The 11,780-nt window shown below is 59.8% G+C and carries 9 protein-coding genes; 4 read left to right on the top strand and 5 right to left on the bottom strand.

Annotated features, from left to right (window positions below):
• Window positions 1-77: 77 nt before the first annotated feature.
• From DW195_RS10010 to DW195_RS09995, 4 genes are all read right to left on the bottom strand, one after another.
• Entirely contained in the window at window positions 78-1,109 is a 1,032-nt protein-coding gene (locus tag DW195_RS10010) for a 3-deoxy-7-phosphoheptulonate synthase (RefSeq protein ID WP_118206624.1), read from the bottom strand.
• A 579-nt stretch (window positions 1,110-1,688) separates the two neighbouring features.
• Window positions 1,689-3,545 carry an ABC transporter ATP-binding protein gene (locus tag DW195_RS10005; protein ID WP_118206623.1) on the bottom strand — a complete coding sequence of 619 codons (1,857 nt, stop codon included), beginning with the start codon at window positions 3,543-3,545 and terminating at the stop codon, window positions 1,689-1,691.
• Window positions 3,545-5,911 carry an ABC transporter ATP-binding protein gene (locus tag DW195_RS10000; RefSeq protein ID WP_118206622.1) on the bottom strand — a complete coding sequence of 789 codons (2,367 nt, stop codon included), beginning with the start codon at window positions 5,909-5,911 and terminating at the stop codon, window positions 3,545-3,547. The genes DW195_RS10005 and DW195_RS10000 overlap by 1 nt, the downstream gene beginning before the upstream one ends.
• Window positions 5,908-6,357: a MarR family winged helix-turn-helix transcriptional regulator gene (locus tag DW195_RS09995; RefSeq protein WP_118206621.1), complete on the bottom strand. Its 450-nt coding sequence runs from the start codon at window positions 6,355-6,357 to the stop codon at window positions 5,908-5,910. Before DW195_RS09995 ends, DW195_RS10000 begins: the two co-directional genes overlap by 4 nt.
• Before the next feature lie 290 nt (window positions 6,358-6,647).
• Here DW195_RS09995 and DW195_RS09990 point away from each other — a divergent pair, with 290 nt between their 5' ends.
• The 4 genes from DW195_RS09990 (at window position 6,648) to grcA3 (ending at window position 11,378) form a co-directional block, all read left to right on the top strand.
• A complete protein-coding gene (locus DW195_RS09990) occupies window positions 6,648-7,397 on the top strand; it encodes an SDR family NAD(P)-dependent oxidoreductase (RefSeq protein WP_006234857.1) in 750 nt (249 codons plus the stop codon).
• Between the two features lie 108 nt (window positions 7,398-7,505).
• A complete protein-coding gene (locus DW195_RS09985) occupies window positions 7,506-8,519 on the top strand; it encodes a 2-keto-3-deoxygluconate permease (protein WP_118206620.1) in 1,014 nt (337 codons plus the stop codon).
• 470 nt (window positions 8,520-8,989) lie between these two features.
• A complete protein-coding gene (pflB, locus tag DW195_RS09980; RefSeq protein WP_118206619.1) occupies window positions 8,990-11,041 on the top strand; it encodes a formate C-acetyltransferase in 2,052 nt (683 codons plus the stop codon).
• A gap of 85 nt (window positions 11,042-11,126) precedes the next feature.
• Complete coding sequence (gene grcA3, locus DW195_RS09975) at window positions 11,127-11,378, top strand: autonomous glycyl radical cofactor GrcA3 (RefSeq protein WP_117583521.1); 252 nt, start codon at window positions 11,127-11,129, stop codon at window positions 11,376-11,378.
• A gap of 122 nt (window positions 11,379-11,500) precedes the next feature.
• Here grcA3 and DW195_RS10620 read toward each other — a convergent pair.
• Window positions 11,501-11,780, bottom strand: a 280-nt coding sequence (locus DW195_RS10620) for a helix-turn-helix transcriptional regulator (protein WP_233540864.1), incomplete at its 5' end; no start/stop codon positions are given.

Raw genomic sequence — 11,780 nt, 5'->3', positions numbered from 1 at the left:
GTGAAACGAAAGGGCGCTGACCTTCTGGTCGCGCCCTTGAAGTTGAACGTCAGATTGTCCAAATGCGGCTCGCGTAACTAAATACGCTCCGCGATCTCGTGGATGAGGTAGTCGGTCTTTTCCCAGCCCAGGCACGGGTCGGTGATTGACTTGCCAAAGACGCCGCCATCGACCGGCTGGTTGCCGTCCTCCAGGTAGGACTCGATCATAAAGCCCTTGACCAGCTTGGAGATGGACTCGTTGCGGCGGCAGCTGTCGAGCACTTCCTTGCAAATGCGATACTGCTCCAGCGGACGCTTGCCCGAGTTGTCGTGGTTGCAGTCGATGACCGCTGCCGGATTGGCATAGCCGGCGTGCTCGGTATAGCGCTCGGCCAGGCGCTCCAGGTGCTCGTAGTGGTAATTGGGGTAGGTACGACCGTCGAGACCGATGTAGCCACGCATAACGGCGTGCGCGAGCGGATTGCCGTCACACTCGACCTCCCAGTTGCGGAAGATGAAGCTCTGGTGCGCCTGCGCAGCGTAAATGGAGTTGAGCATAACGGTGGTAGAGCCGGCAGTGGGATTCTTCATGCCGACGGGTACCGAAATGCCGCTCGACACCAGGCGATGCTCCTGGTTCTCGACCGAGCGTGCGCCCACGGCAACATAGCTCAGCAGGTCAACGAGATACTGATAGTTGGAGGGGTAGAGCATCTCGTCGGCGGTGAAGAAGCCCGTTTCCTCGATGACGCGCAGGTGCATGTGGCGGATGGCCTTAACGCCCTCGAGCAGGTCGTCGGGAGCCTCGGGGTTGGGGTTGTGCAGAAGACCCTTGTAACCGGTGCCCTTAGTACGCGGCTTGTTGGTGTAGACGCGCGGAATGATGATGAGCTTGTCCTTGACCTCCTCGGCGGTCTTGGCCAGTCGGTTCATGTACTCGAGGACCGAATCCTCGCGGTCGGCAGAGCACGGGCCGATGATGAGCACCTTGCGTGCGTCCTCGCCGGTAAAGACCTTGGCGACTTCGGCATCGAATGCCTGCTTCTTGGCGGTAAGCTCGGCGGAGAGCGGCATTTCCTCGCGGATCTCCATGGGGATCGGCAGCCTGCGTTTGAATTTCATGGCCATAGGGGCCTCCTCAATCAATTGATGGCAACGAGAGCATTGTCGAATGCTCGGCATTATCCGCTGTCGCACGCTAAAGTGCAACCCCTCGCCGACCCGAAACCTGCCAAAAAGGGACAGGTTTATTTTGGTAGGTTTTATCTGGGGAAACGCCGGCGGATGCCGGGAGGGAGCGGCGCCGCGCGGGGCCCTAAAGCCGTTGTCGGTTCCCCAGGAAACACCCCGTGGGCAAAAAATGCCAAATATGAGTACGGTTGCCATCTTAGTAGCATATTGTCTTCGCAAAATAATAGACATAACAGCAAAATATGTTCATTAATACAAACACATATAAGTCCGCTATAGGGCTGTTTGATCAATTTAGGGACGCGTGTAAGCCGTGAAAACGGCATTTGGGACTGTTGTGGCTGTTGCTAAAAAGGTAACAGTACTCATAATTGCCATTTTTTGCACACAGAGCCTGGGAGGAGCTGTCAATCAGGTCCCAGGGGAGGCGGTTTGAGGGGCCGCAGAACAAAAAAGGGGGGCGCAGGTTGTCCTGCGCCCCCGTTCTCGGGCGTCATCCGCTCCCTGCGGCCGATTCTACGCCGCCTCGTCGAACTGCGAGTTATACAGGTCGGCGTAGAAGCCGCCCTGGGCGAGCAGCTCGTCGTGCGTGCCCTTTTCGACGATGTCGCCGTCGCGGATGACCAGGATGACGTCAGCGTTGCGGATCGTGGACAGGCGGTGCGCGATGACAAAGCTCGTGCGGCCCTGCATCAGCGCATCCATGGCGCGCTGGATGAGCTCCTCGGTGCGGGTATCGACGTTGGAGGTCGCCTCGTCCAGAATCAGCGCCGGACGGTCGGCCAAAATGGCGCGGGCGATGGTCACGAGCTGGCGCTGACCCTGCGACAGGTTAGTGCCCTCCTCGTTGATCATAAAGTCGTAGCCACCGGCGAGCGTATGGATAAAGTGGTCGCAGCGTGCGGCGCGTGCGGCGGCCTCGACCTCGGCGTCGGTCGCATCGGGGCGTCCGTAGCGGATGTTCTCGCGGATGGTGCCGTTAAACAGCCAGGTGTCCTGCAGCACCATGGCAAACTCGCCGCGCAGCGCCGCGCGGTCCCAGTCGCGCACGTCGACGCCCTCGACGCGCAGCGAACCGCCGTCCACGTCGTAAAAGCGCTGCAGCAGCTTAATGAGCGTGGTCTTGCCGGCGCCGGTGGGACCGACGATGGCGATGGTCTGGCCGGGCTGCGCCTCGCAGCTAAAGTCGTGGATGATGGTCTTGTCGGGCGTGTAGCCAAACTTCACATGGTCAAACTCCACGTGGCCGGGGCGCTTCTCGGGAATCTGCGCGTCGGCCTTCTGCTCCTCCTCGGGCGCGGCCAAGAACTCAAAGACACGCTCGGTGGCAGCGGCCATCGACTGCATCGTGTTGCTTACGTTGCCCAGCTGCTGCACGGGTTGCGTAAAGTTGCGAACGTACTGGATAAAGCTCTGAATATCGCCAGGCGTGGCATTGCCGGTCAGCGCGAGCTGCGCGCCCACCACGACGACGCCCACGTAGCCCATGTTGCCCACCAGGCTCATAAGCGGCATCATCAGGCCCGACAGGAACTGTGAGCGCCAGCCACTAATAAAGAGGCGGTCGTTTTGACGGTCGAACTCCTCGATTGAGGCCTCGGCGCGGTCGAACACCTGAATGACGTTCTGGCCGGCAAAGTCCTCCTCGATAATGCCGTTGACGGCGCCCAGGACTTGCTGTTGCTCGCGGAAGTACGGCTGCGAGAAGTGAATCATCACAGCCAGGATAATCGCGGCGGCCGGCAGCGTGAGCACGGTGACGCCGGTAAGCGGCAGGCTGATCGACAGCATCATGACGAGCACGCCGATAATCTGCGTCACCGACGTGATGAGTTGTGTCACGCTCTGGTTGAGCGACTGACCCAGCGTGTCGACATCGTTGGTGATGCGACTGAGTACGTCGCCCTTGCTGTGGCCGTTGAAGTAACTCATCGGAACGACGGCGATCTTGGCGGCAATCTCCTTGCGCATGCGATAACAAATCTTTTGCGTGACGCCGGTCATGAGCCAGCCTTGGATGAGGCTGCAAACAGAGCTTGCCAGATACAGGCAGAGCAAAAAGCCGAGCGTCTTGGCAATCCAGGCAAAGTCGACATCGCCGGTGCCGTTGACCTTGGCAACTAGGCCCTCGAACAGTTTGGTGGTAACCTGGCCGAGCACCTTGGGCCCCACAATGTTAAAGATGACCGAGCACACTGCAAAGGCGACGGCGGCAAACACGGCAATCTTGTGCTGGCCGATATAGCCGAGCAGCTGCCTCATGGTGCCCTTGAAGTCCTTGGCCTTTTCGCCACGGCGCATGCCACCCATGCGGCCCATGGGACCACGCTGGCGGGTGGGCTTGGGAATCTGAGTCTTGGTCTCGTCTGCCATTAGCGCTCGCCTCCTTCCATGACGGCTGCAATTTCTTCTTGGGTAAGCCCCAGCTCCTCGGCGGAAAGCTGCGACTGTGCGATCTCCAGGTACGCCGGGCAGCTGCGCAGCAGCTCCTCGTGCGTGCCGGTGCCCACTACGTGGCCGTCGTCGAGCACGATGATCTGGTCGGCGTGCATGATGGTCGCGATGCGCTGGGCCACGACCACGAGTGCGGCGTCGGTAACGTTTTTGGCCAGCTCCTCGCGCAGGCGCGCGTCGGTCTTGTAGTCGAGGGCGCTAAACGAGTCATCGAACACCACGACCTCGGGCTTTTTGGCCAATGCGCGGGCGATGGCCAAGCGCTGGCGCTGACCGCCCGAGACATTGGAGCCTCCCTGGCTGATGGGGGAGTCGTAGCCGCCCTCGCGCTCGGCGATAAAGTCTTCCGCCTGGGCGACGCGTGCCGCCTGGCGCATATCCTCGTCACTTACCATGTCGCCGGCAAACTTGAGGTTGCTCTCGACGGTGCCCGAGAACAGGCGACCCTGCTGCGGGATGTAACCAATGCGGCGGCGAAGCTCGGAAAGGGTCATGTCGCGCACGTCGATGCCGTCGAGCGAAATGCTGCCGCCCGTGACGTCGTATAAGCGCGGAATCAGTTGCACGAGCGTAGATTTGCCCGAGCCCGTGGAGCCAATGATGCCGAGCATCTGACCGGCATGCGTGGTGAAGTTCACACCGCTGATGACATCGGCGCGGGCATCGGGATACTGGAAGCTCACGTCGCGGAAGGTGAGCTCACCGCGTGGCGCGCTGGTCGCAGGCAGTTTGGGCGAGGCAGGGTCGTTGATGCTGGTGGGGCAGGTGATGACCTCTTCCACGCGCTCGGCCGCGACCTCGGCACGGGGCAGGATGACCGAAACCATGGTGAGGATCATAAACGCCATGACGATCTGCATGGTGTAGGAGATAAACGCCATCATGTTGCCGACCTGCATCACGCCGTCGGACACGCCCTGCGCGCCAAACCAGACGATAAGCACGGTGATGCAGTTCATGACGAGCATCATGAGCGGCATCATAAAGCTCATGGCGCGGTTGGTGTAGAGCTGCGTGGTCATCAGGTCGAGCGAAGCCTTGTCAAAACGCTCGAGCTCATGCTCCTCGCGGTTGAACGAGCGGATGGGCATAAGGCCGTCGAGCAGCTCGCGGGCGGTAAGGTTCACGCGATCCACAAAGCTCTGCATCTTTTTGAACTTGGGCATGGTGAGGCCCATAAGCACGCCGACGACGGCCGAGACCGCGATGATGGCCACGGCGATGGTCCACTCCAGACCGGTGTGGTTGGCCAGGACGCGCATGACGGCGACGATGCCCATGACGGGCGCCAGTAGGCACATGCGGATAAACAGGGTTGCGGCCATCTGAATCTGCTGAATGTCGTTGGTGCAGCGGGTGATGAGCGAGGCCTGGCTAAACTTGCCCACCTCGGCCGGCGAGAAGTGCATAACCTTGTTGAAGGTCTCGCGGCGCAGGTCGCGGGCGATGGAGCAGGCGGTGCGTGAAGCCACGGCACCGGTCAGGATGGTGGCGACCAGCGACACCAGACACAGGCCAAACATCGTGGTCGCCATGCGGCCTAGGTAGGCGTTCTGCACGTCGGCGGGGTCGATGCCCTGCGCCTTGTACTCGACCTGCACATAGCTCACGGCGCGCTGAGTGACGATGGAGCCCGACATAGAGCCCATTTTGTCCGCCATTTCATTGGCGCCCTCGACGAGCTTGCTTTGGTCTACCAGACCGCCCTCAACACCTAGGCGCAGGCTCTTCATGGTGACCTTGCCGCCGTCGGCATCAATCTGCTTTTGCATGTTCTGCGCCGCTGCGGCCTTCTGCTGCATCTCGGCGAGCTGCTCGGGCGTCATCGCCGCCATCTGTTCGGGGGTGGGCATGGCCTGGGCGGCGCTGTTGTCTTTTTCGCTGGACGTGCCCATCATGTCGCCCATGGAGCCAGCGTCGATGCCCTGGTTGAGCGAAAGGACGACGGTTTCGGGCAGGCTCATGATATCGGCGAGCTTGCTGCCGTCGGCGCGCTCTTCCTCGGTGCCCTTGTACGTGCGAATGCCGTTTTTGTCTGCCTTGCCAAACGCAGCTTCTACCGTCTTGGCGTCCTTGGCGCTCATAAAGAGCTCAAGGTCGTCGAGCGATTCGGCGCGAATGGTGTCGGGCACGGGTGAGGCGATGCCGCCTTGCTGCACACCCACGTCGACGATGTCGCTCATATAGGTAGGCAGTGCCAGGTCGGCGTTGCAGCTGATTACGATAAGTACGATAGCTGTGAACAGTGCCAGGATATGCTTTTTAAAGAGCTTGAGAATTCTCACTCGGCATCTCTCCTTTCGTGATTGCGGTCGATAATTTCGTTGGCTCGCCTTAGAAGGCGCACCATCTCTTGGGTATCTGTTTCGCCGAGCTGTTCGAGGAAGGCCGCGGCGCGGTCCTCGAATTCGCGACGCTTGATTTCGATATCTTGTCGGCCTTTGTCGGTCACCGTGACGTGTACGCGACGACGGTCGGTCTTTGAGTGCTCGCGCTCGACCCAGCCCTTGGTTTCGAGGGCGCGCAGGATGTTGGCGATGCGGGCGCTCGAGACCCAGGCGCAATCGGCGAGTTCGCTCGGCGTGAGCGAGCCGCCGGCGAGCATGAGGGCGCGCATGACGGCCATCTCGCCACTCAGGGCTTGGTCGGCAAAGCGCGTAATGCGCTGGTGAATGCTGCCAAACTCGGTAAAGAGCTGACGCCCAAGCTCATGGAAATCGGTATCTTCCACCGAAAACCCCTAACACTAGAAACTATTTTCGGTGAAAGATGATACCCTTGCACGCGTACCCTATGCGGTAGATTTTGGGACATGTCCCAAAAAAACTACTTGGCCGCTAGGCAATATAAAGAGCGCATAAAGACTTAAAATCATTCAATTGCTGAAGCGTTTCAAAGAACTATTATGCACGCGGTTAGGCGAGGGGTTGTCACCACCATGACGACTGGGACTCATATAATCGCCACGTGCGATGCTCCAACTTCCCGCAAGGAGACACCTGAATCAAGGGGGTTGGAGTCATGGCATTTGACTTCACGGGTAAAACCGCGATCGTTACCGGTGGCACTCAGGGCATTGGCCTCGAGATCGCCAAGGGCATCGTTGCGGGCGGCGGACACGTCGCGCTCATCGCAAGGAACGCTGCTAAGGGCGAGGCCGCTGTGGCCGAGCTTGGCGAGGGCAACAAGTTCTATCAGCTCGATGTCGCCGATGCGCCCAAGGCGCGCGAGACCGTCGAGCAGATTTTTACGGACCTGCCGCAAACCAATATCCTGATCAACTGCGCCGGTGTCATCAGCACCAAGAAGTTCGACGAGATCGACGACACCGAGTGGCGTCGCACCATCGACATCAACCTCAACGGTACCTTCACCATGATGAACGCCGTGTACCCGCACTTTAAGGCGGCCCATGCCGGCACTATCGTCAACGTGAGCTCTGTTGCTGGCAAGATCGGTGGTGGCCTGCTCGGCACCGCGGCTTACGCGAGCTCCAAGGCCGGTGTTAACGGTCTAACCAAGGCAGTCGCCAAGGAAGGCGGCAAGTTTGGCGTCCGCTGCAACGCCGTGTGCCCGTCGCTCACCCTTACCGATATGACCTCGATTCTCTCTGACGAGAACTCTCAGCGCATCATCAACGGTATTCCTCTGGGCCGCGCCGCCCAGGCCAGCGAGCCTGCGCAGATGGTGCTCTTCTTCGCTTCCGACCTCGCCAGCTTCGTGAACGGCGAGATTGGTGACTGCGACGGTGGCATCGTTCTGGACGGGTAATACCCCGCGACGTTAATTCGGCGACGGCTCCTGCGACTCGGGACCGTCGCCTTCTTTCTGGCACAGGAGCGTGTGACCGCGTGTCGCACGCATCAAAAGGAGATATAAATGAGTGAATCGACTGCGGTGGAGGCGCCGGCAACAAAAGAGCCGTTCTTTAAGATGTCCACCATCCCGGGCGCCAATATCTTGGTGCCGCTTCTGTTGGGCTGCCTGCTCAACACGCTGTTCCCCGACCTGTTCAAAACGCTCGGCAGCTTTACGCTCGGCATGACCCAGCAGGGCGCAGGCCCGCTTGTTGGCGCTTTTTTGCTCATCGTCGGTACGACGATTTCGTTTAAGAGCGCTCCTGCCGCCGCTGCCCGCGGCGCCATCATCATCGCCGTCAAGCAGATCGTGGTCGTTGCCGTGTCGCTGCTCATCCTTTATGTGTTCAACGACAACCTGTTTGGCATCTCTGCCATGGTGATGCTGGCCGCTTGCACGGGTGCCAACAACGCTATGTACGCTGGACTGATGGGCACCATGGGCAACGAGGCCGAGCGTGGCGCCGTCGCCATCACCACGCTGGTTGTCGGCCCTCCGGTCACGATGATCGTGCTCGGCGCTGCCGGTCAGGCTCCGATCGGCTGGTCGCTCGTGGGCGCCATCCTGCCGATCGTCGTCGGCATTATTCTGGGTAACCTCTTCCCGAGCTTTAAGAAGATGATGGCACCGGCACTTTCCGCCATCATCGTGCTCGTCTTCTTTGCCATGGGCTCGACCATGACCTTTGGCCAGCTTATCAACGGTGGTCTTCCCGGCATCCTGCTCGGCGTGATCTGCTCGGTGGTCTTTGCAATTCCCGTCATCGCGGTCGATAAGCTCACGGGCGGTACGGGTGTCGCAGGTGCGGCCATTTCGAGCTGCGCCGGAGCCAATGTGGCCACGCCTGCTGCCATGGCAAGCGTCAACGAGGCCATGTACGGCGGCGCGGTGCTCGCGACGGCTACGGCGCAGGTCGCAGCATGTGCTATCGTGACGGCCATTTTGACCCCGCTGGTCACCAGCTGGTGCTACAAGCATTTTGAGGGTCAGGGCCACAGCAAGGCAACGACCGACAAGGCCGCCGCAGCCGCCTAATGCCAAGCGGCAATCAAAGCTAAATAACTAACCATGCCACAGGGCGGTCCCGGGGGAAATCCCGTGGCCGCCCTGCAGTTTCTGCGGGGTCTCTGGGGCACTTTACCCTGCTAAAACTGGCATAACAGCTAGAGTGAACGTCGTACAAAGGCAAGGAAAAATACCAAACAAATCGGTGAACGGTAGTTGTTCGCGCTCGCATTTCCTGCGGATTTGTTAAAAACGCACTAATGGTATAAAAAAAGAAACATATAACAGCCCTGATGAAGGGGGTGGCTATGTTATCCTTCTCAAACGGGTGAAATCTTGGGTTTTGGGTTGCAGTTCCAAGGTGGACAAACGTTTTTCCCTATACCAACGTGTGGTGAAGAACGGAAGAAGCCGGTAGTGCAAGCCGATAATTCAAGAATTCAATAAGCAGCGGTGTGAGAGAGCGCCGCATTACACGTAACTAGGAGCGTGGTTACACAATGCAGGAGGCATGGGAAGGCTTCAAGGAAGGCATCTGGACGGGAGAGGTTGACGTCCGAGACTTCATCCAGAAGAACTACACCCCCTACGAGGGCGACGAGTCGTTCCTCGCCGGCCCGACCGAGCGTACCAAGGAGCTGTGGGGCGAGGTTCTCGACCTGCTGCTCAAGGAGCGCGAGCAGGGCGGCGTCCTCGATATGGACACCAAGACCGTCACGGGTATCGTGAGCCACCCCGCTGGCTACATCGATAACGCCCATCGCGACAAGGAGACCATCGTCGGCCTCCAGACCGACAAGCCGCTCAAGCGCGCGCTGCACGTCAACGGTGGTATCCGCATCGCCTGCCAGGCTGCCAGCCAGCACGGCTACAAGATCGACGAGAACGTTGTCGAGCGCTACACCTTCGAGCGCAAGACCCACAACGCCGGCGTCTTCGATGTCTACACCCCCGAGATGCGCGCCTGCCGTTCGGCCCACATCATCACTGGTCTGCCCGATGGCTATGGCCGCGGCCGCATCATCGGCGACTACCGTCGTGTCGCCCTGTACGGTGTCGACTACCTGATCAAGGACAAGGAGGCCCAGAAGGCTTCCACCCCGACGGTCATGACCGCCGACAACATCCGCGATCGCGAAGAGCTGCAGGAGCAGATCCGCGCCCTCGGCGAGCTCAAGATGATGGCCGAGACCTATGGTTTCGATATTTCCAACCCTGCTACCAACACGCAGGAGGCCATCCAGTGGATGTACTTCGCCTACCTCGCTGCCGTCAAGGAGCAGAACGGCGCCGCTATGTCCATCGGCCGTACCTCTACGTTCATCGACATCTACGCTGAGCGCGACCTTGCCAACGGTACCTTCACCGAGGAGCAGATCCAGGAGTTCGTGGATCACTTCATCATGAAGCTCCGCATGGTCAAGTTTGCCCGTACCCCCGAGTACCAGGCCCTGTTTACCGGCGATCCGCAGTGGGTCACCGAGTCCATCGGCGGCATGGGTGTTGACGGCCGTACGCTCGTTACCAAGATGAGCTACCGCTACCTGCACACGCTCGAGAACATGGGTACCAGCCCCGAGCCCAACATGACCGTTCTGTGGTCGACCCGTCTGCCCGAGAACTTCAAGAAGTTCTGCGCCAAGACTTCTGTCGCCAGCTCCTCGATCCAGTACGAGAACGACGACCTCATGCGCGTTTACCACGGCGACGACTACGGCATCGCCTGCTGCGTGTCCTCCATGCGCATCGGCAAGGAGATGCAGTTCTTCGGCGCCCGTGCCAACCTGGCCAAGTGCCTGCTGTATGCACTCAACGGCGGTGTTGACGAGGTCTCCAAGAAGCAGGTCGGCCCCAAGTACCGCGCCGTCGAGGGCGACACGCTCGATTACGACGACGTTGTGGCCAAGTACAACGACATGATGAAGTGGCTCGCTGGCGTGTACGTCAACTCGCTGAACATCATTCACTACATGCACGACAAGTATTGCTACGAGCGCATCCAGATGGCTCTGCACGACAAGCACGTGCATCGCTGGTTCGCTACGGGCATCGCTGGCCTTTCCGTCGTGGCCGACTCCCTGTCCGCCATCAAGTACGCCAAGGTCCACCCCGTCCGTGACGAGAACGGCATCATCGTCGACTTCGAGACCGAGGGCGAGTTCCCCAAGTACGGTAACGATGACGACCGCGTCGACCAGATCGCTCACGACGTTGTGCACCAGTTCATGGAGTACATCCGCATGAACGACACCTACCGCAACTCCGTGCCCACGACCTCGGTTCTGACCATCACCTCCAACGTCGTGTACGGCAAGAAGACCGGCTCCACGCCCGACGGCCGCAAGGCTGGCCAGCCGTTCGCCCCGGGTGCTAACCCCATGCACAAGCGCGATAGCCACGGCGCCATCGCTTCGCTGTCTTCGGTTTCCAAGCTCCCGTTCCGCGATGCTCAGGACGGCATCTCTAACACCTTCTCCATCATCCCGAGTGCGCTCGGCAAGGAGGACCAGGTGTTCTTTGGCGATATCGACCTTGATCAGCTGGGCGAGTAACTATTGTTAGTGCTATACTAACAATAACGATTACTGATTAGTGCGCCGGTTTCGGCCGGCGCCTATCAATCGAAGGAGACACATTATGAAGGTTTCTGAAGTTTCCGAGACTCAGGCCGATAACCTGGTCCACATGCTCGACGCTTACGCCGAGAAGGGTGGCCACCACCTGAACATCAACGTCTTCAACCGTGAGACGCTGCTCGACGCTCAGGCTCACCCCGAGAAGTACCCGCAGCTGACCATCCGCGTTTCCGGCTATGCCGTGAACTTCCACACGCTCACCAAGGAGCAGCAGGACGAAGTCATTTCGCGTACCTTCCACGACAAGTTCTAAAGGGGTTTAACTCCCGCAGGATCGCTGGGGCTGTTTGGGCTACCTCCCAAAACGTCCTCGGACATGCAAGAAGCCCTCGCTGCGCACTTCGTGCGGCGAGGGCTTCTTGCGTCCTGACGCTCCTATTTGGCAAGGTGTTTTTTAGAATCCATTTTGCGCTCGGCCTCGAAGGCCCGCCTGTCCCAATCGAGCGGAAGTCCGGCCTCGACCCATGCCTCGTAGGCCCTCCTTATGGGCTTGAGCTCCCTTTGGCCCCTCTCCAGCATCGAGATGTACTTCTCGCTGGTTCCCAATATCGACGCCGCCCTCACCTGGCTGACCTTCGCCGCGCGCCTGGCCGCCACGAGCTCCGAGGCGTCCCCGGGCCTCCTGATCTCGTGCGGGTGCATCAGCGCCCGGTAC

The organism is Collinsella sp. AM17-1 (assembly GCF_003470665.1).
In the GTDB taxonomy this organism is placed as follows: domain Bacteria; phylum Actinomycetota; class Coriobacteriia; order Coriobacteriales; family Coriobacteriaceae; genus Collinsella.
The sequence above is the reverse complement of the archived record's forward strand: the minus strand, read 5'-3'. Positions and strand labels throughout refer to the sequence as shown.

Coding starts and splice junctions, on each gene's coding strand:
- DW195_RS10010 (WP_118206624.1), bottom strand. CDS start 1,109: ATGGCCATGAAATTCAAACGCAGGCTGCCGATCCCCATGGAGATCCGC.
- DW195_RS10005 (WP_118206623.1), bottom strand. CDS start 3,545: ATGGCAGACGAGACCAAGACTCAGATTCCCAAGCCCACCCGCCAGCGT.
- DW195_RS09990 (WP_006234857.1), top strand. CDS start 6,648: ATGGCATTTGACTTCACGGGTAAAACCGCGATCGTTACCGGTGGCACT.
- DW195_RS09985 (WP_118206620.1), top strand. CDS start 7,506: ATGAGTGAATCGACTGCGGTGGAGGCGCCGGCAACAAAAGAGCCGTTC.
- pflB (WP_118206619.1), top strand. CDS start 8,990: ATGCAGGAGGCATGGGAAGGCTTCAAGGAAGGCATCTGGACGGGAGAG.
- grcA3 (WP_117583521.1), top strand. CDS start 11,127: ATGAAGGTTTCTGAAGTTTCCGAGACTCAGGCCGATAACCTGGTCCAC.